Genomic DNA, 26,659 nt, shown 5'->3' with positions numbered 1-26,659 from the left:
GTGAGGCAGGCCACCTCTGCAACTAGTTGCATAGGGTGCTGCTCAGGGTGCAGAGTGACGCTGTGGCCCTCGAACACGCGCTCCTGGTCGCCCTCAGCGAACGTCCTGCTGCCGGGCTCGAGCTCGCGCGCCGCTTCGACCGCTCGATCGGCTTCTTCTGGAGCGCCACCCACCAGCAGATCTACAAGGTGCTGCGCCGGATGGAGGACGACGGCTGGGTGACCGCGGAGGTCCAGGCCCAGACCGCGGCCCCCGACAAGCGCGTCTACACGGTCACCGACGTCGGTACCAAGGCCCTGGCCGACTGGATCGCGACCACCACTCCCCGCGCCGGCTTCCGCAGCGAGATCGCGGTGAAGATGCGAGCCGCCTCGTACGGCGACCGCACGGCTCTCGAGGCCAATCTGCGCGAGCTCGTCGACGACCACCGCACCCGGCTCGCCCACTACGAGGGCATGGCCGCCCGCGACTACCCCGAACCCACCCGCCTCGAGGGCCAGGAGCTCGACACCTACCTGGTCCTGCGCGGCGGCATCCTCCAGGAGACCTTCTGGATCGCCTGGATCACCGAGTACCTGGAGGCACACGCATGACCTACGACCACTTGCTCAGCCCGCTGACCATCGGCGACCTGACCCTGCGTAACCGCGCGGTGATGGGTTCGATGCACACCGGCCTGGAGGACTTCTTCTGGGACATGCCGAAGCTGTCGGCGTACTTCGCCGAGCGTTCGGCCGGCGGGGTCGGGCTGATCATCACCGGCGGCTACGCGCCCAACAAGCGTGGCTGGCTGAAGCCCCTGGCCAGCGAGATGACCAACCGGCTCCAGGCGCAGCGGCACCGCCAGGTCACCGACGCGGTGCACGAAGCCGGCGGTGCGATCGCGATGCAGATCCTGCACGCGGGGCGCTACTCCTACGTCCCGTGGTCGGTCTCCGCGTCCGCCAAGAAGGCGCCGATCAACCCGTTCAAGCCGACCGCACTCTCGACCAAGGGCGTCGACCAGACCGCCAGCGACTTCGCCCGCTCCGCGGCCCTGGCCAAGAAGGCCGGGTACGACGCCGTCGAGATCATGGGCTCCGAGGGTTACCTCATCAACCAGTTCCTGGCCGAGCGCACCAACGAGCGCACCGACGAGTGGGGCGGCACAGCGGCCCGCCGGATGAAGTTCCCGGTCGAGATCGTCCGCCGGACCCGGGAGGCCGTCGGCGACGGCTTCCCGATCATCTACCGGATCTCGCTGCTCGACCTGGTCGAGGGCGGCCAGACCTGGGACGAGGTCCTCGAGCTCGCCTTCCTCATCGAGGACGCCGGCGCCACCGTGCTGAACACCGGCATCGGCTGGCACGAGGCCCGGGTGCCCACGATCATCACCCAGGTGCCGCGTGGCGCCTGGACCTGGGCGACCGCCCGGCTCAAGAAGGAGGTCGCGATCCCGGTCTGCGCCTCCAACCGGATCAACACCCCCGAGCTGGCCGAGCAGATCCTGGCCGACGGCGAGGCCGACCTGATCTCGATGGCCCGCCCGCTGCTGGCCGACCCCGAGTTCATGAACAAGGTCGCGCAGCAGCGCACCGACGAGATCAACACCTGCATCGCCTGCAACCAGGCCTGCCTGGACCACGTGTTCGCCAACAAGAAGGCCTCGTGCCTGGTGAACCCGCGCGCCTGCCACGAGACCGAGATCGTGCTGACCCCGGTACGCCGTCCGCGCGAGGTCGCGGTCGTCGGCGCCGGACCGGCGGGACTCTCGGCGGCGGTGTCGCTGGCCGAGACCGGCAACAAGGTGACGCTGTTCGAGAAGAACGCCGACCTCGGCGGCCAGTTCCGGCTCGCGATGCAGGTACCCGGCAAGGAGGACTTCTCCGAGACGCTGCGCTACTTCACCCGTCGCCTCGAGGTGCTCGGAGTCTCCGTGAAAACCGGGACGACCGCCGAGGTCGCCACGCTGGCCGGCTTCGACGAGGTCGTGATCGCCACCGGCGTCGAGCCGCGCGTCCCGGCGATCCCGGGCATCGACCACCCCAAGGCCGTCCTGTACTCGGACGTGCTGTCCGGATCTGTGATCCCCGGCAAGAAGGTCGCGGTCATCGGAGCCGGCGGCATCGGCGTGGACGTCTCGGTGTTCCTGACGCACGAGGAGGAGTCGCTCGAGGAGTGGCTGGAGCACTGGGGCGTCGGTGACCCGGATTCCTTCCGCGGCGGCCTGACCTACCCCGAGCCTCGGACAGCGGCCCGCGCGGTGACGCTGATCCAGCGCAAGACCTCGATGATCGGCAAGGACCTCGGCAAGACCTCAGGTTGGGCGCACCGCTCGGTGCTCAAGCAGTCCGGCGTCAAGCAGATCAGCGGTGCCACCTACGACCTGATCGACGACGACGGTCTGCACGTGACCGTCGACGGTGTCCCGCAGGTCCTCGACGTCGACCACGTGGTCATCTGCGCTGGCCAGGAGTCGGTGCGCGGTCTGTACGACGAGCTGGTCGCGGCCGGCCGTCCGGTGACGATCATCGGTGGCGCGGACGTTGCGGCCGAGCTCGACGCGAAGCGCGCCATCGAGCAAGGCGTCCGGCTGGCCGCACGGACGGGTTCCTAGGCCATGGAGTCCCTCATCGTCCGCTGGCTGCGCGCCGGGGATGCCGGCGACGTCGACGCGTTCGACGCCCTGCTGCACGACGACGTCGTCGTGCACGCACCACGCGGCTTGTCGACCTCCAGCCTCGAGGCCGAGAAGCAGGTCTGGCGCGAGGCGGTCGCCGCCATGCCCGACCTGCGCCACGAGGTCCAGGAGGTCGTGCGCGACGGGGACGTCGAGATGGCGCGCGTCGTCGTCAGCGGGACGCTCCATCAGGAGTTCGGCGGTGTCGCCGCCAACGGGGTCCCGTTCCGGATGGACCAGGCCGTCATCTGCCACCTCGAGGACGGCAAGGTCCGCGAGGCGTGGGAGATCGCCGACGTGGGAGCGATCGACCAGACGAGCTGAGGGCCCGATCTACGGGTGCTGCTCGAGCTCGTGGTCGCGGTGCGACTCGGGTTCGACCTGGAAGGTCGCGTGGTCGATCCCGAAGTCCTCGGCGACGCAGTGCGTCAGGTCGTCGAGGATCTGACCGACGCCCCGGGTCCGCAACGCCTCGTCGGTGACCGTCACGTGTGCGGAGAGCGCCGGCATCCCGCTGGTGATGGTCCAGGCGTGCAGGTCATGCACGTCGACCACGCCTTCGGCATGACCGAGGTGGTGCCGGATCTCCTCGACATCGAGGCCGGCAGGTGTCGCCTCGAGCAGCACCCCGAGCACCTCGGCGAGCAACGCCCATGCGCGCGGCAGCACCAGCACCGCGATCAGCAACGACGCGATCGAGTCGGCGCGCAGGAAGTCGGTGGTCAGCACCAGGACACCGGCGACGATCGCGGCGAGCGAGCCGAATGCGTCGCTGAGCACCTCGAGGTAGGCGCCCTTCATGTTCAGCGAGCTGTCCCTGCGCCCGGTCAGCACTGCCACCGACACCAGGTTCGCTGCCAGACCGACGACCGCGAAGACGAGCATCTTGCCGGCCTCGACGTCAGCGGGATCGATGAGCCGGCTGATGCCGGCGTACGCGAGGTAGCCGCAGAGGCCGATCAGGACGACGGCGTTCAGCAGCGCCGCGAGGATCTCCACGCGGTGGTACCCGAAGGTCCGCTTCGGGCTGGGGGGCCGCGTCGCGATCAGCGAGGCCGAGAGCGCGATCACGATCCCGGCGGCGTCGGTGAGCATGTGGCCGGCGTCGGCAAGCAGTGCCAGCGACCCGCTCCACCACGCGCCGAGGGCCTCGACGACCACCACCGTCGAGGTGAGGCCGAGGACGAGCAGCAGGCGACGCCGGTCCTCAGCGCGACCGGCGGCGTGGCCGTGGTCGTGCGAATGCCCTGCGCCCATGCGGTCAACCTTAGTGACGAACGGGACTACCGTTGGCGCGTGGAGGAGCTGCCGATCACCGGGATCGTGATCCCGGTCGCCGAGGCCGACCGGTTCGTGCAATCCGCCTCCGGGGGACCACGGCGCCTGCCCGGCTTCGGCACCGTCCCGGCGCACATCACGCTGCTCGCGCCGTTCCTGCCCGAGGAGGAGCTCGACGACGCGACCTGGGAGGCGCTCGGGGCGTTCTTCGACGACGTGACCCCGTTCGGCTTCGAGCTGACCGACGTCTGCGAGTTCCCCGGCGGCGTCACCTACCTCTCACCCGAGCCGGCCGGGACCTTCCGACGGCTGACTCAGGAGCTCCACAAGCTGTTCCCGGAGTTCCCGCCGTACGGGGGCGCGTTCGACGAGATCGTCCCCCACCTGACGGTGCCGCTGGCCGAAGGCGAGAACATGGCAGCCCTCACCACAGCCCTCACGCCGGGACTGCCGCTGGCCGTGCACGCCTCGGCAGCGGCCGTCTTCGTCACCGACGAGGACGGCACCCGGGTCCTCGGCACGCTGCCGTTCGGGAACTCGGCGGCGTGAGCTCGATCGTCCGGGCCGGCAACCGCTTCCTCACCGAGGCCGAGGGCCGCAGCACCCGGCACCTGTTCTCCTTCGGTGCGCACTACGACCCGAGCCGCCTCGGGTTCGCTGCCATGGTCGCGCACAACGACGAGACCCTCCCGCCCGGCACCGGCTACCCCGAGCACCCGCACAGCGAGCTCGAGATCGTCACCTGGGTGCTCACCGGGGCTCTGCGGCACACCGACTCGGGCGGACGAAGCGGAGTGCTGCTGCCCGGTGACGTCCAGCGGATCAGCACCGGGACCGGCATCGTGCATGCGGAGATCACCGAGCCCGGCGTCGAGACCCGCTTCCTGCAGACGTGGCTCCGTCCCGACGAGGCCGGTCGCGTGCCGTCGTACGGGCTGGACCGCGGAGCGCCGGATGCCGACCTGAGCGAGGTGGTCTCACCCGGAGACCTGGGCACGGCCAGAGCCCGGCTGCTCCTCGGAACCCCGACGCGATCCGCCGAGCTCCCCGACGCACCGGCGCTGCACCTGTTCGTCGTCGACGGCCGTTTCCGTCTCGCCGGCGCAGACCTGGCAGCCGGCGACAGTGCCCTGCTGAACGGGACCGACCCGCGGACGCTGGAGGTCCTCGAGCCAGGACCGGTCGCGGTATGGGCCTTCGGGGTATGAGCCCGCGGCTTCGCCGGTATCGTTCGCCGCAGCACTCAGCGACCTAGGAGAACAGCAGTGAACACCCCGACCGCAGGCGGCTCCCGCCGGCTGGCAGAGCACGCGAAGGTCGCCTTCCGCTCGGCGCTGCACAAGCGCAACCTCGACCTGGTCCGCAACCCGTTCCCAGTGCAGGTCGCGACCGCGATGAAGACCCTGCGGCTCGGCACCGCGCTCGACATCGGCGCCAACATCGGTCAGTACGGCGCAGCGCTGCGGGCCAGCGGCTTCACCGGCCGGATCATCTCCTGCGAGCCGCTGAGCGACGCCTACCCGCACCTGGCCAAGCGTGCCTCGGGCGACTCCTCCTGGACCGCCCTGAACACCGCCGTCGGCACCGAGCCCGGCGAGATCGAGATCAACGTCTCCGGCAACTCCTACTCGTCCTCGATCCTGCCGATGACGAACGCGCACAGCTCCGCGGCGCCGGGTTCGGAGTACGTCCGCTCGGAGAAGGTCGCGATGACCACGGTCGCCGAGATCCTCGCCGGCCAGAAGGTCGACCCTGCCTCCGCACTGCTGAAGATCGACACCCAGGGCTACGAGGGCGCCGTCCTCGACGGAGCCGGTGACCGGCTCACCGAGTTCGCCGCCGTCCAGCTCGAGCTCTCGATGGTGCCCCTGTACGACGGGGCGCCGCTCTTCGACGACCTGGTCCAGCGGATGCGCGACGCCGGTTTCGGCATCTTCGCGCTCGAGGGTGGCTTCAGCGACCCGCGCACCGGCCGGATGCTCCAGTGCGACGGGTTCTTCGTCCGCAACGAGCTGATGCCCGCCAGCGCCTGATCCCTACGGGATCAGCACGCCGGGGTTCAGCACACCGGTCGGGTCGAGCTCGGCCTTGACCGCGCGCAGGATCTGCACCCCGACCGGACCGATCTCCTCGGCCAGCCACGGCTTGTGGTCCTGACCGACCGCGTGGTGGTGGGTGATCGAGGCGCCGTTGTGCACCATCGCGTCCGACGCGGCGGCCTTCGCGGCGAGCCACTGCGGGAGCGGCTCGTCGGAAGCCTTGGTCGCCACCGTGAAGTAGAGCGAGGCGCCGGTCTCGTAGACGTGCGAGATGTGGCAGAGCACCAGCGTCGCCTCGCCGAGCGCTCCGACCAGGGCGTCCTTCACCGAGGTGTAGACGTGGTCGAGGTTGGACCAGAAGGTGACGGTCTCCATCGTCTCGACCAGAACGCCGACGTCGAGGAGCGAGTCGCGGAGGTACGGACCGTGGAAGCGACCGTCCGACCACGCCTGGCCCGAGTCCGCACCTTGGTTCTCCCCGCCGAGTCCCCCGAGGATCGCGGTGACGGCAAGCCGCTTGGCCTCGACGGCGGCGGGCGTGCCCTCGTAGCCGGTGATCATCAGGCAGCCACCGGCGCTCTCGCCCCCGACCTCGCTGGGCTTGGCCAGGTTGATCGCGGTCTCGTTCTCGTCCGAGAGCCGCAGCACGGTCGGCATGACGCCGGCCTGGGCGAGGGTGCGCATCGCGGCAGCGCCCTCGGTGAACGAGCCCCAGCGCCAGGCCTCGTAGGTGCGGACCTCGGGCAGCGGACGGACCCGCACCCGGACCGCGGTGACGACACCGAACGCGCCCTCGGAGCCCATGATGACCTCGCGCAGGTCGGGGCCGGCCGCGTTCGCGGGGGAGTTGCCCAGCTCGAGGGTGCCCTGCGGGGTGGCGACCTTGAGGCCGACCACCAGGGAGTCGAAGCGGCCGTAGCCGGCCGAGGACTGCCCGGAGGACCGGGTGACCGCGAAGCCACCGATCGAGGCGTACTGGAAGGACTGCGGGAAGTGGCCCAGCGTCAGACCCTCCGCGGCCAGCAGCGCCTCAGCGGCCGGGCCGCGCAGGCCGGGCTCGAGGACCGCTGTCATCGACGTGCGGTCGACCTCGACCAGCTTGTCGAAGCGCTGGAGGTCCAGGGAGATCACGCCGGCATAGCCGTCGCGCTTCGCGGCGAGGCCCCCGACGACCGACGTACCGCCACCGAAGGGAACGACGGCGACGTGGCGACGGACGGCCCAGTCGATGAGCGCCACGACCTCGTCGTGGGTGCTCGGGCGGACCACGGCGTCCGGCGAGTCCGAGCCGTCACCGGCGCGCAGCCGGAGCAGGTCGGGGGTCGACTTGCCGCGGGTGCGCAGCAGCCGCGACTCGTGGTCCGTGAGGACATGGCCGGAACCCACAATCGCCTCGAGCTCCGCCAGGAGCTCGGGAGCGAGCGGAGCGGACAGCCGGACGTCCGCCGGGTCGACAGCCGGGGTGTCCGAGGTCCCGATGAACGTGTCCACCAGCGTGTGCGCGCTCTCGGCGAGCGGGCCGGCGTGGGCCGGGTCGCCCCAGCGGGACCAGTGCATCTCGGCAGAGGTCTTGTCGGAGATCGGGCTCGGGTTCGTCCTCGTCATGTGTTACAGTGTGACACATGACGTCACTTCGTAACAACCCCGAGGCTCAGAAGACTTCTGAGGACCTGGCGTTGGACGCTGCGCGCGAGTCCATCCTGAACGTTGGTTGGAGCCGGACCACGCTCACCGAGATCGCGCGTCGCGCCGGTCTGTCGCGGATGACGCTCTACCGCCGCTGGCCCGAGATGAACGCGCTCCTGGGTGACCTGATGACCCGCGAGTGGGCGAGCCTGGTCGACCTGGGCCCGCGGAGCGCCAACCACCGCGAGCGCCTCGTCGCCGGCATCGTCGGTACGGTGCGGGCGCTGCGCGGTAACGAGCTGTTCAACCGCATCGTCGAGCTCGACCCCGAGATGCTGCTGCCCTACCTGCTGCGTCGCGCCGGCCGCTCCCAGGAGCTCGTGCTCGAGCTGCTGGTCTCCGAGATCAGGGCCGGCCAGGAGGCCGGCGAGATCCGCGAGGGCGACCCGGCACTGCTCGCGCGCTCGCTCCTGCTCGCCTCCCACGGCTTCACCCTCTCGGTGCAGACCATGACCAGCGAGTCCTCGGACGACGCCGCCTTCGACCACGAGCTGACCCAGCTCGTCGAGAGGTACCTGGCGCCGTGAGGACCGATGACGGACGGATCGTCGCCGGCTCCGCCGGCATCCCGGAGACCACCGACGTCCTGGTGATCGGCCTCGGCGTCACCGGCGCCGGCGTCGCGCTCGACGCGGCCACCCGCGGCCTCGACGTCGTCGCCGTCGATGCGTGGGACCTTGCGTGGGGCACCTCCCGGTTCAGCTCCAAGCTGGTGCACGGCGGCCTGCGTTACCTGGCCAGCGGTCAGGTCGGCATCGCCCACGAGAGCGCCGTCGAGCGCGGCATCCTGATGGAATCGACCGCGCCGCACCTGGTGCACGCGCTGCCGATGGTGATCCCGCTGACCTCGGACCTCTCCGCGTTCGACGCGTTCCTCGCCCGTCGTGGCGTCGGTGCCGGTGACCTGCTCCGCCGGGTCGCGCGCACCAAGCGGACCACGTTGCCCAAGCCGCGCCGCATCAACGCCACCGAGACCAAGGCCCTGGCCCCGGTCACCCGCCACGACGTCCGCGGCGGAGTGCTGTCCTGGGACGGCCAGCTCGAGGACGACGCGCGACTGGTCACCGGCATCGCCCGCACCGCAGCCGCGGCCGGGGCGAAGGTGCACACCCGCACCCGGGTCCTCGAGGTCACCGGCACCGGTGCGCTCCTGCGTGACGAGCTCACCGGCGAGGAACGCCGCATCACCGCGAAGGTCGTGATCAGTGCCGCCGGCGTCTGGTCCGGCCAGCTGGTCGAGGGCATCACCCTCAAGCCGAGCCGTGGCACCCACCTGGTGCTGCGGGCCGAGACCCTCCCCGGTGTGCGCTGCGCGATCATGGCGCCGGTCCCGAACGCCTCCAACCGGTTCGTCTTCGCACTCCCCCAGCCGGACGGCACCTTCTACGTCGGCCTCACCGACGAGGAGGTCGACGGCGAGATCCCCGACGTCCCCGCGGTGCCCGAGGAGGACGTCACCTTCCTGCTCGACGTGATCTCCCGCGTCCTCGAGCGGCCGGTCACCCGCGCTGATGTCGTCGGCTCCTACGCCGGCCTGCGCCCGCTGCTCAAGAGCGAGGGCTCGACCGCCGATCTCTCCCGCAAGCACGCGGTCCTGATCTCGAAGACCGGCGTCGTGACGATCGTGGGCGGCAAGCTGACCACCTACCGGCGGATGGCCCAGGACGCGGTCGACGCCGCCCTCGAGCACGCCGGCATCACCGCGAAGCCGTGCGCCACCAAGGCCTACCCGCTCCTCGGCGCCGCCGACGCGACGACGCTGGCCGGCATCGACGCACCGCCACGGCTGGTCCGTCGGTTCGGAACCGAAGCGCCGGCCGTCCTGGCCAACGCAGTCGCCCGCGGCCTCACCGAGGCCGAAGCGATGACGCCGGTCAGCCCGAGCGTTCCGGCGACGCTGGCCGAGCTCGTCTTCGGGATCACCCACGAGGGTGCGGCCGACGTCGACGACCTGCTGGACCGGCGTACCCGGATCGGGCTGGTGCCCGCCGACCGCGCAGCGGCGGTACCCCTGGCCGAGCGTGCGTTCGAGATCGTCAGGACGAGCCGGGGCTGACCAGCCCGTGGTCGTAGGCGTAGACGATCGCTGCGGGCCGGTCGCGCAGCTCGAGCTTGGTGAAGATCCGCCCGATGTGGCTCTTCACGGTGAGCTCGGAGATGAACAGGGTCGAGGCGATCTCCGCGTTCGACTGCCCGGCCGCCATCGCGCAGAGCACCTCGAGCTCGCGAGCAGTGAGCACCTCGTGCTGATCGCCTGACGCCACCGGAACGGCCGCGCTCTGCCGGTAGCTGCTGAGCACCCGACCGGTCACCGCCGGGTCGAGCCACGAGTCCCCGGCCGCCACGGCACGGACCGCGCGGATCAGGTCGTCGGCCGAGGAGTCCTTGAGCAGGAAGCCGGCGGCACCGGCACGCAGAGCACCGGACAGGCGCTCGTCGTCGTCGAAGGTGGTCAGCACCAGGACCGGCGGGGCGTCCTCGCGGGCCGCCAGTCGGCTGGTCGCGGTGATCCCGTCGACCTCGCGCATCCGCAGGTCCATCAGCACCACGTCGACCTCGCCGGCCGCGTCCAGCGCTGCGGGCAGCTCGGACCCGTCGCCGCACTCGGCGACGATCTCGAAGCCGTCGCGCCGCCGCAGGATCCGGCGCAGACCCGAGCGCACCAGCTCCTGGTCGTCGACCAGCACCACGCGCGTCTCCGCGCGTTCGTCGTCGCTCACCACGCCAGCTTCCTCACCTTCAGCGGGCAGGACAGCAGGCCGTTGCGCTCCCGCAGCGGAACCCGTACGTCGACCAGCCAGTCGCCGTCGACGGCTTCCGCGGCCAGCGTCGCGCCGAGCTGCTCGGCGCGCGCGCTCATCCCCGCCAGACCCGAGCCGCGGCCGTCGGTCACGACACCGACCGGCAGGGCGTTGCGGACCACCAGGTGGGCCTGCTGGTTCGTCACCTCGAACTGCACCCGGGCCGTGCTGGTCGGCGCGTGCTTGGCGATGTTGGCCAGCGACTCCTGGGCGATCCGGTAGAGCCCGAGCCCGGTCGCCTGTGCGAGCCGGTGCGGGTCACCGGCCTCGGCGTACTGCACCGAGAGACCGGCGCCCTTCATCTGCGCGACCAGCGATCCGATGTCCGCGCCACCCGGCAGCGCCTCGGTCGGCTCGGGACCGTCGGCGAGCGTGCTCACCGTCTGCCGGATGTCGGCCATCGCCTGGCGGCCCACCCGTTCGGCATCAGCCAGGGCGTCGTCGACATCGGCGATGTCGCCGGGCACGTTGGCGTCCAGGTCGCGCAGCGCGTGGCGGGCACCGGTGATCTGCAGCAGGGTCACGCTCAGCGAGTGGGCGACCAGGTCGTGGATCTCGCGCGCGATCCGCTCGCGCTCGGCCAGAGTGGCGCGCGCGTACTCGCCCTCGCGTGCGGCCCGCTCGGCCTCCAACGCTCGCATCTGCCAGCGCAGCGTGTACCCGATGACGAAGCCGAGCCAGATGTCGACGATGTGCACCGGGAGACCGGCCAGCCCCGGTCCGATCTCGGTGGCGACCAGCATCGCCTCGGACACGCAGGCAACGATCAGCCCGTTGCGGACCCCGTCCCGGGCGACCACCTCGGCCGTCACCACGGCGAGCAGAGCCGGCGCCACGTCGAACGTGCGGTCGCCCGTGACGTGATTGGCCAGCAGGAGCCACGCCGCGACCAGCGCTGCGAGGGTCTCGGCCCAGTGCGGCAGGTGCTTCTTCCCGACGATCATCATCGCCGCGGGGACCACGACCAGGAACAGCACCGCGACGGCGAGCAGGTTCGGCGGCAGCAGGGCGTCCCGCAGGCTCAGAGCGGCGATCACCGCGCCCAGCTGACCGACCCCGGAGAGGATCGGGATCCACCACGGGTAGCTGAGCCCGTGCTCGGCGATGGTCTCCTCGATGCGGGCCTTGAGCGCTTCTGCGGGAGCCAGGAACGCCGAGAGGACTCGGGTTCCGGGGTCGATGTCAGCGCGCACGGATCCAAGAGTAGGCAGCGCGAGCCGCTCGCGGCATCCATCCACGGTGTCACCACGCCTCCTACCTGGGTCGTAGGCCGAATGGGTCCCGCGGAGCGATGTCCGGACGCGCGCGGCTCCGTAGTTTCGTTGCTACCGAATCTTTCCCCACGACGAGCAAGGGGTGATCCCCATGAGCTGGACCGAGACCCACCGCCGCTGGCAGGCACTGCAGGAGATCGAGGCGCTGGCCAGCGCAGGCTGCGCCGAGCTGCCCTGGAACACCGAGTACGCCGAGATCTTCGGCGACCGCGACACCCTGGCCGCAGCGCTCCGCTACCGCCTGAAGCTGACCCACGACGCCCAGCTGGACACGCACATGAGCGAGACCGTGATGGAGGAGCAGCGGCTCCGCCTGTTCGAGCGCAACGCGGGCGTCATCCGGTTGCTGCGCAACCACGAGGCCGCCGGCGCGCGCATCCCGAACCAGCGACGGGGCTCCCTCTCCGTCGCCCGGCCGGTGGAGGACACTCCCGTCTCCGCCTGACCGGTCCTCACCCCGGGACGGTCCGAACGGCCAACTCCCACCTGTTGCGAATCATTTGCAACTAGCCGTCGGACCGTCCTAGGGTCACAGGGTGACGAACTCCCAGAAGGCGGCCCTGTGGCGGTGCCTGGCGTTCGTCGCCTTCCTGCACCTGGTCGGCTGGGGACTGCTGATCGGCGTCGTGGCTCCGCAGCACTTCGAGGTCGGCGGCAAGGTCCTCGGTGTCGGGCTCGGCCTGACGGCGTACATGCTCGGCATGCGGCACGCCTTCGACGCCGACCACATCGCTGCGATCGACAACACGACCCGCAAGCTCATCTCCGACGGTGACCGCCCGATGAGCGTCGGTTTCTGGTTCAGCCTCGGCCACAGCTCGGTCGTCTTCGTGATGGTGATGGGCATCGCCCTCGGCGTCCGGGCGCTCGCCGACGGCGTCGACAACGAGGGCTCCACGCTGCACCAGGTCGCCGGCGTCTGGGGCCCCTCGATCAGCGGCCTGTTCCTGGTCGCGATCGGCATCCTGAACCTGATGGCGCTGGCCGGCATCCTGCGGGTCTTCCGCAACCTGCGGCACGGCCAGTACGACGAGGCCGAGCTGGAGCACCACCTGAACAGCCGTGGCTTCCTCAACCGCGTGCTGGGCACCGTGAACAAGGCCGTCCGCAAGCCGTGGCACATGTACCCGGTCGGATTCCTGTTCGGCCTCGGCTTCGACACCGTCACCGAGATCGGGCTGCTGGTCATCGCCGGAGGTGCGGTCGCGGCGAGCCTGCCGTGGTGGGCGGTGATCACCCTGCCCGTGCTGTTCGCAGCCGGGATGTCGCTGCTCGACACCATCGACGGCGCGTTCATGAACGTCGCCTACGCCTGGGCCTTCGAGCGACCGGTCCGCAAGATCTACTACAACATCGTGATCACCGGGCTCTCCGTTGCCGTAGCGATGATCATCGGCGTGGTGACCCTCGGCGGGATGCTGGCCGAGAAGCTCGACGTCACCGGCGGACCCCTGGCCTGGCTCGCCGCGGTCGACCTGGAGCAGGTCGGGTACGGCATCGTCGCGATGTTCGTGCTGGCCTGGGCCGTCTCGGTGGCAGTCTGGCGGTTCGGCCGCATCGAAGAGCGCTGGTCGGCCCACCTCTCCCGCTAGCCTCGGGGCGTGCGCAAGGTCGTCCTGCTGGCAGCGGTCGGGATCGCGCTCGCCGTCGCGCTGGCACTGAACGGCACCTCGGTGCTGTCCCGGCTCTCGTCCGAGGACCACTCCGCCGCCCCCACGGTCGCGGCGACTCCGACTCCCACCCCCGCACCGACGGAAGTCCCCTCGGCCACGAGCACGGGAGGTCCGCTTCCCGGCACTGTGCTGACCGCTCGCCCGGCGCCGCGGCGCTGTCCCTCCCCGCCCTGCGTGCCCTAGGCGGCCGTCCGCAGGGTGTGGAGGAACGCTCCCACCGGGTCGTACTCCCAGTGCAGGTCCGGGCGCTCGGCCCGCGCGTGCTTGAGGCGGTGATGCCTCCGGCAGAGCGGGTTCAGGTTCTCAGTACTGGTCTCCCCCAGGGGGTAAGGCTTGTCGTGGTCGAGCTCGCACTCGACCGCCGGTCGGTCGCAACCTTCGTGTGAGCAGGTCGTCCGCGTGGCCACGACGTACCTCCAGATCGGCGGCGTCGGCGTGTACGACGTGGTCGACAGGCTCACCGGCTCGCCCTGCGCGTCCGTCAGCAGCCGGTACCAGGTCGCGCCTTCCTTCGTCGCGATCGCTCGGGCCAGGTCAGCGGGAATGACCGTCCCGCCCGACAGGGTGGCCGGATCGTCGTTGAGCCCAGCCAGTGTCTCGAGCGACACCGTCACGTTGACGATCGGTCGCGCGAAGTTCGGTACCGGAAGACCTTCGGCCCGTCCGATGATCAGGTCCAGGGCGAGGTCGGACATCAGTTGCGAGACCGTGCGCGGATCGCCAGCATCGCGCTTGGCCTTGGCCGAGAGCCAGAGCCGGTGCTTGGCCAGACGCGCTTCGTCTACCGAGGTGCTGATCGACAGCGACGCCGTCCCGTCCTCGTCCTCCCAGACCGCAACACTCCGGTCGGCGAACCTGCGAACGAACTCCTCGTCCGCGGGCGCGAGGACGCGGGTCTCGTAGTTCAGCTTGTTCCGCAGCTGGGTGATCGTGCAGTTCACCACTTCGATGTTGAACTCGGCGAAGCGCCGCACGTGCTTGCGAAGGAACGGCACGATCTTCGCCGCAACCCGCATCCAGTCCGCCGGGTCGTCAAGTCGCTTGCGGATGACGTCGGCGATCGTCGTGGCCCGGAAACGGTCCAACGAACCCTGAAGGCACAGGTCCCACACCTCGGGGAGGTGTCGGGACAAGAACAACGCCGTGTTCAGCTGGGACCGCGCGAACTGATCACCCATCGCCCACGCCTCACTGGTGTCCGCGGCGACCCAGCTCGCGGCGCTCAACGAGAAGTTGCCGTCGGTGTCCGGGTGCCGACGATGCAGCTCCACCATGCGTGCCCATCGCCGCGCACTCGCTTGGTTCTCGGCAACGAGGTCGACCACCCCGCCGAGAAGCAGGTCGTGATCATTCAGTACCGCGGTGTTGAATTCGTCCATCTGGTGCTCCCTCACGAGTAGTTGCCTCGTGTCCCCCAGGTAGCTCCAGCGTCCCACCGAGCACCGACATTGCCGGGTGGCCGTGGCGGTTCAACACCACGGTGTTGAACCCGCCTCCCCAGGAGGCGGAACCAAGGGCCGGGGCACTCGATCTCGCGGGCCGGTGCGCGGTTCTGCCGATGACAGAACCTGTCCGACGTGCCTAGGCTCCCCACGTGATGCTGCCGGAGGCACCGGATCTCGGTGTGCTGCTCGTACGTACCGATTACTCAGATAACGAAGCCTGGGGGGCCGCGCTCTCAGCCGCGACCGCTGTCTATGAGGAAGACGATTACGACCGCATCGGGGCGCTCGTGCAACCAGTCGAGTCTTCCGCTCTGGCGAACCTCGGCCCAGAGGACCTGCTATCGCTCCCGCGTGCGAGCTACGTCAGTCTGATCGCGGTAGCCGATTCACAGACCATGCGCGACCAGACTGTCTTGTTCCTGAACCTGAACGAACTCGACGAGCCGGTCGGTCGTACCTTCCGGTCGATTCCAACAGAGGTGGAGCCCATCGTCGCGAACCTCACGATCGCGAACATGGACTTCGCAACCTTTGCGGACCACGCCGACCCGGACGGAATCTTCCGGGGGTTCTGACGGTCCCGGCCAGTGCACGGTCCTGCCGCGATGAGCGATTCACTGCCGAACTAGCCCACGGCGCGCAGGAACGCCTCTAGCACCGGCCCGGCGGTCTGCGACCCGGACTGGCCGACGTCGACGAACACCGCGACCGCGAGGTCGCCGCGAGCGCCGACCATCCAGGTGTGGGTCTGCAACGGCGCCTTCGTCCCGAACTCGGCCGTGCCCGTCTTGGCGTAGACCGGCGGGTTGTTGCCCAGAGAACGCAACCGGATGCCCGAGCCCTCGGTGACGACCGCGCGCATCAGCGAACGCAGGCTCGCCGCCTCGGCCGAGGTCAGCGGCTTGGCGGGCTTGGTCGCTTCCGGCTTCACCGATGGGATCAGGAACGGCAGCACCGTGGAGCCCTTCACCACGCTCGCGACAACGGTCGCCATCGCCATCGGCGAGGCGAGCACCTTGCCCTGGCCGATCAGGTCGGCGGCGGCCTCGGTCTTCCCCGACGGCGGCGGCACCTGGCCGAAGTACGCGGGGAAGCCGGTGTCGTGGTCGACCCCGAAACCCAGGGCCGCGGCCGCGTCGGCCAACGCCGTACCGGTCACCTTGGACCGCTCCGAGATGAAGGCGGTGTTGCACGAGTTCGCGACGGCCTGCTTCAGGGTGATCCGACCGAGCCGGTTGCTCGGGTAGTCGGAGTAGTTCTTGAACTTCTTGCCGAACACGTCGACCGAGGCCGGGCACGGCACGGTCGTGGTCGGCTTGAGCCCGGCCCGCAGCAGTGCCAGCGAGCTGACGATCTTGAACGTCGATCCCGGCGCGTACTGGCCGAAGGTCGCGGTGTTGTACCCCTTCGAACCCGGACCGCTGGCGGCCGCCAGGATCGCGCCGGTCGAAGGCCGGATGGCGACCAGGGCACTGGCCGGACCGTAGCGGCGGAGCAGCTTCTGCGCCTCGGTCTGCATCGCGACGTCCATCGTGAGCTTGAGGTCAGTGCCGTTCTTCGCCTCCACCTCGAACAAGGTCCGGCGCAACCGGTTCGGATCCTTCGGCACTGCGCTCACCCGGACCCCGGAGGTGCCGCCGAGCTGTGCGTCGTACCGGAGCTGAAGCCCGGACAGACCCGCGTCGTCGCCGGCGCGCAGGCGCCCGTTGCTCTTCTTCACGATCTCGGCGGTGACCGGGCCGACGGTCCCGAGCAGCTCCGCGGCGAAGTCCTTGGCCGGGGCCAGCGGCTGGTGATCCGACACCGCGAGCGCGCCCCGGATCGCGGCCACCTTGGCGAGGAGGCCGCTGGAGACGTCGCTGCGCCGCAGCACGATCGCCTGCACGAACGCCTTCGGGCCGGCCTTGGCCACGAGCTTCTGGTACGGCGCAGCCTCGATGCCGACGAGGGCGGCCAGGCGCCGCGCAGAGCTGGCGACCGAGCCCGTCGGCGTGTTCGCCTTGTCGATCCCGAACCGGACCACGCGCCGCGGCTCGACGATCGGCTTGTCGCCCGCGCCAACGATGTTGCCGCGGTCGGCCTTGAGGCCGGTGACCGCCAGGGTCTCGTCCGCCTTGAGCGAGGACTCGACCACGGTCGGCTTCCACACGGCCTTCCAGCCCGAGGCGCGCTTGACCAGCGACAGCTTGGTGGCGTGCGCCCAGTCGTGGCCGTCGACCGTGACCTTCCAGGTCAGCACGGCGGTGCCGGTGTTGCCGGCTTGCTTCACGTCTCCGACCTGGATGGACGCGATGTCGGTCAGCGGCTCCAGGAGCTGGCTCGCGGCTGCGACGGCCGCGGGATCGCTCACCTCGGCAGCGACGACCTGGTGGTCCACCATCGACGCCGCCAACTTCTTGGCGGCCGCCTCGATCGCGTCGTGGTCCCCGTTTCCACCGAAGGGACCGCAGGCACTCAGCCCGAGCACGAGGAGGAGAGGGAGCAACAGACGCCGAGAGGTCATGCGTCGATCCGACCAGTTAGCCTCGCGTGGTGCAACTGAGGGGAATGCTCGCGGACACCGCGCCGCTGCGGAACGAGCACTTCCGTCGTCTCTGGACCGCGAACATCATCACGGTCATCGGTGCCCAGCTCACGGTCGTCGCGGTCCCGGCCCAGATCTACGCCGAGACCCACTCCTCGGCGTACGTCGGTCTGACCGGCCTGTTCGGCCTGGTGCCCCTGATCGTCTTCGGCTTGTGGGGCGGCGCGCTGGCCGACGTGATGGACCGACGCACCATCCTGATCGGGACCACGACCGGACTCATCCTCACCAGTGCGGCGTTCTGGGCGCAGGCCGCACTCGGGCTCGGCAACGTCTGGCTCCTGCTCTCGATCTTCTCGGTGCAACAGGCGTTCTTCGCCGTCAACCAACCGACCCGCAGCGCAGTCCTGCCCAAGCTGCTCGAGCCCAAGGACCTGCCGGCCGCGAACTCGCTCAACATGACGGTGATGATGGCCGGTGCCATCGCCGGCCCGATGGTCGGTGGCGCGCTGATCCCGGTGACCGGCTTCTCGCTGCTGTACCTCATCGACACGATCACGTTGTTCGCAACGCTGAGCGCGGTGGTGCGGCTGCCGAAGCTTCCCGTCGAGGGGGCCGCGGGGACGCCCGGCTTGCGTGCGGTGATCGACGGCCTCGGCTACCTGCGCGGGCACCCGGTGCTGCTGATGTCCTTCGTCGTCGACCTGATCGCGATGATCTTCGGGATGCCACGCGCCCTGTTCCCGCAGATCGCGCACCTGAACTTCCACGGGCCCTCGGACGGTGGCCTGGCCTTCGCGCTGCTGTTCGCGGCGATCCCGGCGGGCTCCGTCCTCGGCGGGGTCTTCTCCGGCTGGGTCTCCCGGGTGCAGCGCCAGGGGCTCGCGGTCGTCGCCTCGATCGTCGTCTGGGGCCTGGCGATCACCGGCTTCGGGCTCGCGGTCGGGCTGGCCGACAACACCTCGCGGTCGCTGATGCTCGGCATCGCCGTCCTGATGCTGGTGATCGGCGGGTCCGCCGACATGGCCTCGGCCGCCTTCCGGATGAGCATGCTGCAGGCCTCGGCCTCCGACGCGGTGCGTGGACGGTTGCAGGGCGTCTTCATCGTGGTGGTTGCCGGTGGTCCCCGTATCGCGGACGTCGCGCACGGTGGAGCCGCGGCCCTCGTCGGACCCTCGCCTGCGGCAGCCGGCGGCGGGGTGCTGGTCGTCGTGCTGGTGATCGTCGCCGCGATCGCCGTACCGGGGTTCATCCGCTACCGGCTCGCGCCGTCGGAGTAGGAGCTACTCGCAGCCGATGCCGTCGCCGTCCCGGTCGAGGTGCCGGGCATAGCCCGGGTCGCCGCGCCGGATCGGTGCCTTGCCGGCGGCCCGGACCGCGTCGCAGTTCTTGTAGTAGACGCTGCTACCGGTACCGACCAGTGACCGCGCACCGGAGCTCGGGCGCGCGGTCGGGTCGGTGATGTTCTGGTCGACGGCGGTAGGCAGGTGGCTGACGTCACGCGGCAGCAGCTCGCCGGGACAGCGGCTGAGCACCCGGACCATCGCGTCGTGCTCGGGGCGGGTGACCCAGAGCCGGTACTTCTTCTTCACCGCGATCTGCCGAGCCACGTAGGCACACCGGAAGGCCTTGTACGGCGGCAGCCAGGTCGCCGCGTCGCCGTCCCCCTTCGACCGGTTGTTGTGGGCGTCGACGGCGAGCAGGTTCAGCGGGTCGTTGGCCAGCGCGGCCCGCACCTTGATCGACCGGCGGAAGGCCCCGGTGACCCAGGCGTTGCCGAGGGCGACCACGTGGTCGATGTCGACCTGGTCGCCCGCGCCGCGCGCGAACGGCACCTCGGTGTGGGTGTACGGATCCGGCAGTGTTCCGGTCAGGGCGACGCAGTCACGGGTTCCGGGCTTGAACGTCGGGTGCAGCAGGTCGCGTCCGAGGATGTCGTTGCGGGTGTCGCACCCGTTGCGGTCCGCGTCCAACCAGGCCTGGCCGAACTCGACGCGGTCGTAGCCCGTCATCGGGGCGCGCCCCTTGACGGGCAGGGTCGCCAGGGCGGCGAGGGCGGTGCCGCGCGCCGGGTGCGGGGTCGGCCTCGGGGTCGGCCTCGGACTCGGACTCGGCTTCGCGGTCGTCCTGGCTGCGGTCGGCGCAGGGGCCGTCGGTTCCACGGACGCGCACCCGGTCAGGACGACCACCGCGACCGCGACCGAGCCCCAGAGCCTCCGCGTGCTCGCCAAGCCCTCCCCGGCCTAGCTGGTGACCGTGATGGTCGAGATGGCGTCGGCACCGATCTGGGCCGGCGTCCACGGGAACGAGACCCACTGCTTCTGGCTGAACAGCTGGGTCTGGTCGTAGGACCACGGCGAGGTCGGGTCGTCGGACTGCCCGTAGGTCAGGATCGTCTTCGCGTCCAGTGCCCCGGCCGGCAGGAACGAGATCGCCTGGATGTGGGACGAGCCGTAGGTGATCGGCTTGAGGAACCCGGAGTTGTCGGCCGGGAGCTTGGTCGCCAGCGCGTTCGCGTTGCCGGCCTGGTCGCCCAGACCACCACCCAGCGGGATCGCGGGAGCGCCGCGATCGCCCGCCACCTGGACCTCGCCCCAGGTCGCGTTCATCGGGATGTTCTTCGAGCGCAGGTAGGCGATCGCGTCCTTCATCGCCTTGATCACCTTGCCGTTGGTGGTGTCGAGGTCGCGCGGGGTGTGCATCGGGTCGGCGCTGTTGAACGGCGTCTTCCAGTAGAGCTCACCCCCGAGCAGCCCGTCGGCCGGCAACCGCTTCACGAACTCCTCGAAGATCTGGTTGCCGCGGGAGTCGATGTTCGAGTGCTTGTCCCAGGCCTGGAGCACCGGGCACGCGTCGCCGCCGTCGGCGGCCTGGCAGACCTTCACGAGCGCGTCGGTACCCATGATCTCCGCGCCGAACACCCGGTTCTGGTGCTCGAACCCGCGCAGAGCCTCCGGCGTCACCTTGGCGGTCTTCAGTTGGTCGAGCACGTACTGCTGGACCATCTTGGTGCGGAAGGTCCGCATGCAGTTCTCGCAGCCGATGATCTTCGCGAAGCCGGTCAGCCGGACGGTGTTGTTCGGCGTCCAGTAGGAGTCGTTCGCGTTCATCACCCAGTCGGTCCGGTAGCTGACCGGCAGATGGCTGGGCCCGAAGATGCCCGGACGTTCGGCGTCCAGGTCGGTCTTCCACTTGCAGGCACTGTCGGCGAGGGTGCCGTCCAGCCCCGGGAGCCCGGCGATCTGCTGGAGCACCCGGCCGATCGGCGTCATGCAGACGTTGGCCATCGAGTTCGGGACGTTCGGGACGACCGAGTGGTCGGCGTACACGACGTCGCCGTTGCGGTCGGCCGCGGTCGTGTTGACCCACGGCATGCCGCCGCCGGCGTCCTGCTTGGCGATCAGGTCGCGCACGTTGACGGCCTTGCCCATGTTCAGGAAGGTGTCGATCGTGCGCAGCTGCTCGCCGTTGGCGTCGCGGATCGCGAAGAAGCTCAGCGGCGTCCAGCCCATCAGGCTGCTCGGGGCGTCGATGACGTAGCCCTGCGGCGTCCGGTAGAAGGTCTTCGTCACGGTGCCGAGCGAGCCGTCGGGGTTCTTCACGGTGACGTCGACAGTGCGCTTCTCGAGCTTCTTGAAGACGCCGTTCGCGGAGAGGTAGGTGAACGGCGAGCCGACGGTGCGGTACTCGTACGGCGTGAACCGGTACGCCGTGGAGACGGTGTGGCTCCAGGCGACGTTGTTGTTCCAGCCGATGTTGACGACCGGCGAGCCGATCAGGCTGGCGCCCGCGACGTTGTACTGGCCGGGGATCGTCAGCTGCTGCTGGGAGAACCGGTAGCGGCCGTTCCACGGGAAGTGCGGGTTGCCGAGCAGCATGCCGCGCGCGGTCGAGGTGTCGGTCTTGCCGATCGCGGTGGCGTTGGAACCGAACGGCGCGGCCGGGTCCTTGCCGAGGGCGGCCTTGAGGGCGGCCGGGGTCGGCAGGGTCGGCGGGACGATGCCGAAGGTGGCCAGGCTCGGCAGACCCGGGTCGGTGATCGACGGCGGCGTCGCGTCGACGATCTCCTTCAGGAAGTTGCCGGTCGAGGCCAGGATGTTGGCCAGGTAGACGCCGTACCAGACATCGAGCGGGGTGACGTCGGCGTGGATCCACGGGGCGTTCTTGCAGGCCGGGTCGGTGATTCCGGACGAGCCCCCGATGTCGTTGAGGTACTTGTTGATGCCGGCGGCGTAGCCGTCCACCATCTGCCGCGCCTCCGCGCCGGGTCCGGCCTTCGGGTCGGCGAGCAGGCCCTCGACCACGTGCCGGTTGTGCAGGTCGGTGACCAGGGCGTCGACCTGGAGGTTGGTGCCGTTCATGGCGACCTCGTCGTCGAACTTCCCGTCCGGGCCGAGGTAGCGCGACCGCTGCGCCCGCGCGGTGAGCAGCACGTCGGCCAGGGTGCAGCCCGTGGTCTGCGCGGCGGCGTACCCGGAACCGAAGCCGAGCGAGCCGAAGTTGGCCGCGGTGATGTGCGGGATGCCGTGCGCGGTGCGCGTGATGGTCGCGCTGTAGGTCGGCACCACCGCAGAGGCGGACGAACCGACGGTGGCGGCGAGGCCGGCGATGACGAGGGCTCCTGCGGCGGCGCAGGACAGCAGACGGGTGTGTGAGGTCACCATGACCCCTCAACGGTCCCGGGCGGTTCCGGTTACGCCCGAGTAGCAACCGGTCTAGGAGTCAGCGACCCTTCCAGACCGGGGGTCGCTTCTCGGCGAAGGCGATCGGGCCCTCCATCGCGTCCTCACTGGTGAACACCTGCATCATCGCCGCGTCGCTGGCCGCCCAGGACTCGGCCTCGCCGGGCAGGGTCCCGTCGCGCAGGCCGAGCGCGACCCGCTTGCTGGCCTGCACCGAGAGCGGAGCGTTCTCGACGATCCGCCCGGCCAGCTCCAGCGCCCGCGGAAGCACCTCGGCGGCCGGCACGACCTCGTTGACCAGCCCCCACCTCAGGGCCGTCTCCGCGTCGATCGGGTCGCCGGTCAGGATCACCTGCATCGCCAGCTTCCGGGGTAGCTGCTCGGGCAGCCGGAAGACGCCACCGGCCGCGGCGATCAGGCCGCGCTTCACCTCGGGCAGGCCGAAGGTGGCGTGCTCGGCCACGACCGCGAGGTCGGAGGCCAGCACCAGCTCGGTGCCGCCGCCCAGCGCGGTCCCGTTCACCGCCGCGATCACCGGCTTGCTGATCGGGTGCTGCACCATCCCGGCGAAGCCCCAGGTCTCGGTTCCGGGCGGGTTGAGGCCCTCGCCGCGCGAGATCGCCTTCAGGTCGGCGCCCGCGCAGAACGTCTGGTCCCCGGCGCCGGTGAGCACCACCACGCGGATCTCCAGCTCGTTCTCGGCGCGCTCGAGGGCGTTGCCGAGGCCGAGCGTCAGGTCGCCGTTGACGGCGTTGCGCGCCTCGGGGCGGTTCAGCGTGACCAGCAGGACATTGTCCCGCAGCTCGGTCAGGACGGCTTCGCTCAACGCTCGATCCTCTCGTGGATGACGACGTGGACGGTGTCGCCGGCATCCTTGCCGATCCGCACCCGGATCGCCTGCTTCACCGGGAGCTTGTGGTTGCCGTCGCCGAGCGCCATGAACGAGCTCTCGAACGGCTCGCCGTCGACGGTGCCGCGAACCTTCACCAGGCCGTGGGTGCCGAAGAACGCGGCCGACTCGGGCCAGACGACGTAGGACCAGCCGCCGGGTTTCGGACTCTTGACGACCTCGGCGTCGAACTCGACCAGGGGCTCCACCGTCAGCGCGTCGCTTCCAGCTTGGCGATGAACTCCGTGACCACGTCGACGAACTCGGCCGTCTTCTCGATCTGCGGCATGTGACCGGTGTCCGCGAACAGGTGGCCCTGCGCGTCCGGCAGCTCGGCTCGGGCCGCTTCGTAGTGCGTGGGCGGCAGGATCTTGTCGGCGTCGCCCCAGATGACCAGCACCGGGATACCGCTCTCCCGGACCCGGGCGAGCAGGGCGCGCCGCCATCCGGCCCGGATGCCGACGATCGGTGCGCCCAGGGTCGCGGCGGTGCCGAGGAAGGTTGCTTGGTAGTCACGCTGCTTGGCGAGTCGCCCGGCCTCGCGCAACCGCTCCGGCGTCGCGAAGGAGGGGTCGAAGAAGTTGGCCTGCATCAGGGCGATGCCGGCCTCGCTCGTCTTCGGGCGGAAGGTCTTCTCCAGACCCGGGAGTCCGGCCAGGGCGGCGTACGCCATCGGCGCCAGCGAGACGTGCTGGTCGCTGCCGAAGCCGATGCTGTTGACCAGGGTCAGGCTGACGACCGTGCCCGGGTGGTCGACGGCCAGCGTCATCGCGACACCGCCGCCGAGGGAGTTGCCCACCACATGGGCCGGACGGGTGACGCCGGCCGCCTCGAGCAGGGCGGCCATCGCACGACCGAACGCGGGAAGGCCCGGGCGCTCCTTGCCGCGACGGCTGAAGCCGAACCCGGGCAGGTCGGTGCTGATCACCCGGTGACCCGAGGCAGCGAGCAGGTCCTGGGCCTCGGTCCAGTCCTCGAGGCTGCGCGCGATGCCGTGGATGAGCAGCACCGGTACGCCGTCCGCGGGTCCGCTGATCCGGACCCGCAGCGGCACGCCGCCGACCTCGAGCTCGGAGGTTCCCTCCGCGGACCCCCCAGTCGTCACGCGGAGGCCTTGGCCGGCACCTTGGCCGGGCTGAACTTCAGCGTCTTGTGCAGGTCGCGGCGAAGGGTTGTGGCGGCGTCGATGAAGTAGTTCTGCCGCACCCGCCAGGCACCGCGGTGGCCCTGCTGGGGCAGCTCGCCGAGCGCGCGCTGGATGTAGCCGGAGGACAGGTCGAGCAGCGGCCGTCCCTCGAGCGGGCCGTCCGGCACCGGGATCACCGTGGCCGCACCGACCTTGTCCATCTCGTTGATGACCTTGCAGACCAGGCGCGAGGTCAGGTCGCCGCGCAACGTCCAGGAGGCGTTGGTGTACCCGACGCAGAGGGCGAAGTTCGGCAGGCCGGTGAGCATGCAGCCCTGCCACACGAAGTTCTCGTGCAGGTTGACCGCCTCCCCGTCGACGGTCGGCTGGACACCGCCGAAGAGCTGGATCTTCAGACCGGTGGCCGGCACCACGATGTCGGCCTCGAGCACCTTGCCGCTCTTCAGCCGGATGCCCTCGGGGAGGAAGGTGTCGATGTGGTCGGTGACGACGTCGACCCGGCCGTTGCGGATCTTCTTGAACAGGTCGCCGTTCGGGATCGCGCACAGCCGCTGGTCCCAGGGGTTGTAGCTCGGGGTGAAGTGCTCGGCCACCAGGGCCTCGTCCTTGATCCCCCGCATCGCCATGCTGCGGAAGATCTGCTTCATCAGTTTCGGCTGGCGCTGGCTGAGCTCGTAGACGCCGATGCTGAAGGCCGCGTTCTTGTTGCGGATGATCTGGTGGGCCATCCCGGCCGGCAGCACCGAGCGCAGCCGGTTGGCGACCTTGTCCTGCTTGGGTACCACGCCGACCCAGGTGGGCGAGCGCTGCAGCATGGTCACGTGCGCGGCGTCCTCGGCCATCGACGGGGCCAGGGTGATCGCGGTCGCGCCGCTGCCGATGATGACGACCTTCTTGCCGGAGTAGTCGAGGTTCTCGGGCCAGAACTGCGGCTTGACCACCAGGCCGGCGAAGTCGTCGAGGCCGGGGAACTCCGGCTCGTGACCCTGGTTGTAGTCGTAGTAGCCGGAGCAGGCGTAGAGGAACGAGCAGGTGATGGTGCGCTTCACCTTGCGCTCGCCGCTGCGGTCCTCGACGCTGACGGTCCAGGTCGAGGTGTCGGAGTTCCAGTTCGCGCCGGTCACCTTGGTGCGGAACTGGATGTGCTCGTCGATGCCGTACTCGGCGGCGGTCTCCTTGATGTAGGAGAGGATCGACGGACCGTCGGCGATCGAGTTCTCGTCGGTCCACGGCCGGAACGGGAAGCTCAGCGTGAACATGTCGGAGTCCGAACGGATGCCCGGGTAGCGGAAGAGGTCCCAGGTGCCTCCGATCGACTCCCGCGCCTCGAGGATCGCGTAGGTCTTGCCGGGGCACTCGGTCTGCAGCCGGTAGCCGGCGCCGATGCCGGAGAGGCCTGCGCCGACGACCAGGACGTCGTAGTCGACCGTGCTCGTGCCTGTGCTCATCTTCTCGGTTCTCCTCGTGCTCGCCGGTCCGGGGGGCGGACCGCTTTCGAGACTAGCCGCGAACAGGGCCGCTCGTAACTGTGAGTTACATCTTATTGACGTTTGTTCAACAAGGCTAGGTCACTCCCCCAAGCGGCCGTCGATGCACTCCCGGAGCAGGTCGGCGTGCCCGTTGTGCCGGGCGTACTCCTCGATCATGTGCACCAGCACCTCGCGCAGCGAGATCCGTCCGTGGTGGTACTCGGTGATCTTGCCCAGGTTGTCCTCGCCCGCGACGAAGCGGTCCGTGAACGCCTGCTCGGCGTGCAACCGCTCCCAGGCCTCGGCCACCACGGCCTCCTCGCCGATCGCGCCGTTGAAGTCGGCGTCCGGGTCGTCCTCGGTGCGGTAGATCCGCGGGACGTCGAGCCCGGCGAGGATCTGCTGGAACCAGCCGCGCTCGACCTCGGCCAGGTGCCGGACCAGGCCCAGCAGGGAAAGGGTCGAGGGCCCCACCGCGCGGCGCGCCAGCTGCTCGGCGTCGAGGCCCGAGCACTTCGCCTCCAGGGTCAGGCGCTGGTAGCGCAGGTACTCGACCAGCGTCTCCTTCTCGTTGCCCAGCGTGGTCGCGCCGATGTCGCGCGGGTCCTCGCCCGGTTGGAAGAACATGTCTGCACGTCGCTCGGATGCCATGTGCCGATCATCACCGCCCAGGTGGCACGGCGACACCTCGGGGCCTGCCTACGATGGAACGGTGAGCGAGCTGCAGCCAGTACGACGGGCCAAGCACCTCATCGACCCCTCGAACCCGCGCCCCCGTCCGACCGGGGAGGAGCGCCGCCTCGAGCAGGCGCGGTTGAACCGGGTGCGGGAGTGGGTCACCTCGGCGCTCGCCGTGACCACCGTCTTCCACCTCTCAGTGGGACTCTCCATCGCCGCGATCTTCATGGACGACGACAAGGTGGCCGCGCGGATCGGCCTCAACGCCATCGGCGCGATCCTGCTCATCGCCGGGATCGCCGGCGCCCGCGTGATCCACCACAAGCGGCCGGTCAGCGTCTGGCTGCTGCTCGGAGTCGTCCCGGCGTGCGTCGGGCTCTACCTGACCTTCCGCTGAGCCCACCCGGGCCCAAAG

General features: G+C 70.0%; 28 protein-coding genes. 15 read left to right on the top strand and 13 right to left on the bottom strand.

Annotated features, from left to right (window positions below):
- Positions 1 to 62 precede the first annotated feature (62 nt).
- The 3 genes from EFL95_RS18790 to EFL95_RS18780 are packed head-to-tail and all read left to right on the top strand — an operon-like array spanning position 63 to position 2,983.
- Complete coding sequence (locus EFL95_RS18790) at positions 63 to 593, top strand: PadR family transcriptional regulator (RefSeq protein ID WP_123235644.1); 531 nt, start codon at positions 63 to 65, stop codon at positions 591 to 593.
- Entirely contained in the window at positions 590 to 2,596 is a 2,007-nt protein-coding gene (locus tag EFL95_RS18785; protein WP_123235643.1) for an NADPH-dependent 2,4-dienoyl-CoA reductase, read from the top strand. The genes EFL95_RS18790 and EFL95_RS18785 overlap by 4 nt, the downstream gene beginning before the upstream one ends.
- 3 nt (positions 2,597 to 2,599) lie before the next feature.
- The gene (locus EFL95_RS18780) at positions 2,600 to 2,983 is read left to right on the top strand and encodes an ester cyclase (RefSeq protein WP_123235642.1); all 384 of its coding nucleotides are present in this window, start codon (positions 2,600 to 2,602) and stop codon (positions 2,981 to 2,983) included.
- A 9-nt stretch (positions 2,984 to 2,992) separates the two neighbouring features.
- Here EFL95_RS18780 and EFL95_RS18775 read toward each other — a convergent pair whose 3' ends face one another.
- A complete protein-coding gene (locus EFL95_RS18775; protein ID WP_123235641.1) occupies positions 2,993 to 3,916 on the bottom strand; it encodes a cation diffusion facilitator family transporter in 924 nt (307 codons plus the stop codon).
- A 39-nt stretch (positions 3,917 to 3,955) separates the two neighbouring features.
- Between EFL95_RS18775 and EFL95_RS18770 the strand changes: the two genes are divergently transcribed.
- The 3 genes from EFL95_RS18770 to EFL95_RS18760 are packed head-to-tail and all read left to right on the top strand — an operon-like array spanning position 3,956 to position 5,970.
- Positions 3,956 to 4,486 carry a 2'-5' RNA ligase family protein gene (locus EFL95_RS18770; RefSeq protein WP_183407269.1) on the top strand — a complete coding sequence of 177 codons (531 nt, stop codon included), beginning with the start codon at positions 3,956 to 3,958 and terminating at the stop codon, positions 4,484 to 4,486.
- Positions 4,483 to 5,145: a pirin family protein gene (locus tag EFL95_RS18765; protein WP_123235639.1), complete on the top strand. Its 663-nt coding sequence runs from the start codon at positions 4,483 to 4,485 to the stop codon at positions 5,143 to 5,145. The genes EFL95_RS18770 and EFL95_RS18765 overlap by 4 nt, the downstream gene beginning before the upstream one ends.
- 57 nt (positions 5,146 to 5,202) lie before the next feature.
- A complete protein-coding gene (locus tag EFL95_RS18760) occupies positions 5,203 to 5,970 on the top strand; it encodes an FkbM family methyltransferase (RefSeq protein WP_123235638.1) in 768 nt (255 codons plus the stop codon).
- 3 nt (positions 5,971 to 5,973) lie between these two features.
- On the opposite strand, the gene EFL95_RS18755 is transcribed toward EFL95_RS18760, so the two are convergent.
- A complete protein-coding gene (locus tag EFL95_RS18755) occupies positions 5,974 to 7,581 on the bottom strand; it encodes an FAD-binding oxidoreductase (RefSeq protein ID WP_246005050.1) in 1,608 nt (535 codons plus the stop codon).
- Between the two features lie 17 nt (positions 7,582 to 7,598).
- On the opposite strand from EFL95_RS18755, the gene EFL95_RS18750 reads away from it, so the two are divergent.
- Positions 7,599 to 8,189, top strand: coding sequence for a TetR/AcrR family transcriptional regulator (locus EFL95_RS18750; protein ID WP_123235637.1), 591 nt, complete (start codon positions 7,599 to 7,601; stop codon positions 8,187 to 8,189).
- On the top strand, positions 8,186 to 9,718 hold the full coding sequence (locus tag EFL95_RS18745; protein ID WP_123235636.1) for a glycerol-3-phosphate dehydrogenase/oxidase: 1,533 nt from the start codon (positions 8,186 to 8,188) through the stop codon (positions 9,716 to 9,718). The genes EFL95_RS18750 and EFL95_RS18745 overlap by 4 nt, the downstream gene beginning before the upstream one ends.
- Here EFL95_RS18745 and EFL95_RS18740 read toward each other — a convergent pair.
- Both EFL95_RS18740 and EFL95_RS18735 read right to left on the bottom strand, forming a co-directional pair.
- The gene (locus tag EFL95_RS18740; RefSeq protein WP_123235720.1) at positions 9,699 to 10,382 is read right to left on the bottom strand and encodes a response regulator transcription factor; all 684 of its coding nucleotides are present in this window, start codon (positions 10,380 to 10,382) and stop codon (positions 9,699 to 9,701) included. The genes EFL95_RS18745 and EFL95_RS18740 overlap by 20 nt on opposite strands.
- Positions 10,379 to 11,656 (bottom strand): sensor histidine kinase, encoded by a 1,278-nt coding sequence (locus EFL95_RS18735; RefSeq protein ID WP_123235635.1) that lies wholly within the window; start codon positions 11,654 to 11,656, stop codon positions 10,379 to 10,381. Before EFL95_RS18735 ends, EFL95_RS18740 begins: the two co-directional genes overlap by 4 nt.
- Before the next feature lie 172 nt (positions 11,657 to 11,828).
- Here EFL95_RS18735 and EFL95_RS18730 point away from each other — a divergent pair, with 172 nt between their 5' ends.
- The 3 genes from EFL95_RS18730 to EFL95_RS19310 all read left to right on the top strand — a co-directional run bounded on the left by EFL95_RS18730 (position 11,829) and on the right by EFL95_RS19310 (position 13,593).
- The gene (locus EFL95_RS18730) at positions 11,829 to 12,182 is read left to right on the top strand and encodes a hypothetical protein (protein ID WP_148045113.1); all 354 of its coding nucleotides are present in this window, start codon (positions 11,829 to 11,831) and stop codon (positions 12,180 to 12,182) included.
- A gap of 91 nt (positions 12,183 to 12,273) precedes the next feature.
- Positions 12,274 to 13,329 carry a Nickel transporter NicT gene (gene nicT / locus EFL95_RS18725; RefSeq protein WP_123235633.1) on the top strand — a complete coding sequence of 352 codons (1,056 nt, stop codon included), beginning with the start codon at positions 12,274 to 12,276 and terminating at the stop codon, positions 13,327 to 13,329.
- A 9-nt stretch (positions 13,330 to 13,338) separates the two neighbouring features.
- Positions 13,339 to 13,593, top strand: coding sequence for a hypothetical protein (locus EFL95_RS19310; protein ID WP_148045112.1), 255 nt, complete (start codon positions 13,339 to 13,341; stop codon positions 13,591 to 13,593).
- Here EFL95_RS19310 and EFL95_RS18715 read toward each other — a convergent pair.
- Positions 13,590 to 14,789 carry an HNH endonuclease signature motif containing protein gene (locus EFL95_RS18715; protein ID WP_123235631.1) on the bottom strand — a complete coding sequence of 400 codons (1,200 nt, stop codon included), beginning with the start codon at positions 14,787 to 14,789 and terminating at the stop codon, positions 13,590 to 13,592. The genes EFL95_RS19310 and EFL95_RS18715 overlap by 4 nt on opposite strands.
- 218 nt (positions 14,790 to 15,007) lie before the next feature.
- Between EFL95_RS18715 and EFL95_RS18710 the strand changes: the two genes are divergently transcribed.
- Positions 15,008 to 15,430: a DUF6924 domain-containing protein gene (locus EFL95_RS18710; protein WP_425463979.1), complete on the top strand. Its 423-nt coding sequence runs from the start codon at positions 15,008 to 15,010 to the stop codon at positions 15,428 to 15,430.
- Between the two features lie 50 nt (positions 15,431 to 15,480).
- Here EFL95_RS18710 and EFL95_RS18705 read toward each other — a convergent pair whose 3' ends face one another.
- Positions 15,481 to 17,358 (bottom strand): penicillin-binding transpeptidase domain-containing protein, encoded by a 1,878-nt coding sequence (locus EFL95_RS18705; RefSeq protein WP_123235629.1) that lies wholly within the window; start codon positions 17,356 to 17,358, stop codon positions 15,481 to 15,483.
- 29 nt (positions 17,359 to 17,387) lie between these two features.
- Between EFL95_RS18705 and EFL95_RS18700 the strand changes: the two genes are divergently transcribed.
- The gene (locus EFL95_RS18700) at positions 17,388 to 18,659 is read left to right on the top strand and encodes an MFS transporter (RefSeq protein ID WP_246005049.1); all 1,272 of its coding nucleotides are present in this window, start codon (positions 17,388 to 17,390) and stop codon (positions 18,657 to 18,659) included.
- A 3-nt stretch (positions 18,660 to 18,662) separates the two neighbouring features.
- Here EFL95_RS18700 and EFL95_RS18695 read toward each other — a convergent pair whose 3' ends face one another.
- A complete protein-coding gene (locus EFL95_RS18695) occupies positions 18,663 to 19,391 on the bottom strand; it encodes an excalibur calcium-binding domain-containing protein (protein ID WP_123235628.1) in 729 nt (242 codons plus the stop codon).
- A gap of 46 nt (positions 19,392 to 19,437) precedes the next feature.
- Here EFL95_RS18695 and EFL95_RS19785 point away from each other — a divergent pair, with 46 nt between their 5' ends.
- Positions 19,438 to 19,626 (top strand): hypothetical protein, encoded by a 189-nt coding sequence (locus tag EFL95_RS19785; RefSeq protein ID WP_123235627.1) that lies wholly within the window; start codon positions 19,438 to 19,440, stop codon positions 19,624 to 19,626.
- Here EFL95_RS19785 and EFL95_RS18685 read toward each other — a convergent pair.
- From EFL95_RS18685 to EFL95_RS18660, 6 genes are all read right to left on the bottom strand, one after another.
- Positions 19,623 to 22,040 (bottom strand): penicillin acylase family protein, encoded by a 2,418-nt coding sequence (locus tag EFL95_RS18685; RefSeq protein WP_246005048.1) that lies wholly within the window; start codon positions 22,038 to 22,040, stop codon positions 19,623 to 19,625. The genes EFL95_RS19785 and EFL95_RS18685 overlap by 4 nt on opposite strands.
- 61 nt (positions 22,041 to 22,101) lie before the next feature.
- The gene (locus tag EFL95_RS18680) at positions 22,102 to 22,887 is read right to left on the bottom strand and encodes a crotonase/enoyl-CoA hydratase family protein (protein ID WP_123235625.1); all 786 of its coding nucleotides are present in this window, start codon (positions 22,885 to 22,887) and stop codon (positions 22,102 to 22,104) included.
- Positions 22,884 to 23,159 (bottom strand): DUF1905 domain-containing protein, encoded by a 276-nt coding sequence (locus EFL95_RS18675; RefSeq protein ID WP_123235624.1) that lies wholly within the window; start codon positions 23,157 to 23,159, stop codon positions 22,884 to 22,886. Before EFL95_RS18675 ends, EFL95_RS18680 begins: the two co-directional genes overlap by 4 nt.
- 2 nt (positions 23,160 to 23,161) lie before the next feature.
- Positions 23,162 to 24,055, bottom strand: coding sequence for an alpha/beta fold hydrolase (locus tag EFL95_RS18670; protein WP_183407266.1), 894 nt, complete (start codon positions 24,053 to 24,055; stop codon positions 23,162 to 23,164).
- The gene (locus EFL95_RS18665; RefSeq protein WP_123235623.1) at positions 24,052 to 25,545 is read right to left on the bottom strand and encodes a flavin-containing monooxygenase; all 1,494 of its coding nucleotides are present in this window, start codon (positions 25,543 to 25,545) and stop codon (positions 24,052 to 24,054) included. Before EFL95_RS18665 ends, EFL95_RS18670 begins: the two co-directional genes overlap by 4 nt.
- Positions 25,546 to 25,665: 120 nt before the next feature.
- Positions 25,666 to 26,217, bottom strand: coding sequence for a DinB family protein (locus EFL95_RS18660; protein WP_221176507.1), 552 nt, complete (start codon positions 26,215 to 26,217; stop codon positions 25,666 to 25,668).
- 61 nt (positions 26,218 to 26,278) lie between these two features.
- On the opposite strand from EFL95_RS18660, the gene EFL95_RS18655 reads away from it, so the two are divergent.
- Positions 26,279 to 26,641: a hypothetical protein gene (locus EFL95_RS18655; protein WP_123235621.1), complete on the top strand. Its 363-nt coding sequence runs from the start codon at positions 26,279 to 26,281 to the stop codon at positions 26,639 to 26,641.
- The last annotated feature ends 18 nt before the right edge of the window (positions 26,642 to 26,659 follow it).

It is taken from the genome of Nocardioides marmorisolisilvae (assembly GCF_003725775.1).
Classification (GTDB): domain Bacteria; phylum Actinomycetota; class Actinomycetes; order Propionibacteriales; family Nocardioidaceae; genus Marmoricola; species Marmoricola marmorisolisilvae.
This window is presented reverse-complemented; position numbering and strand designations above follow the sequence as displayed.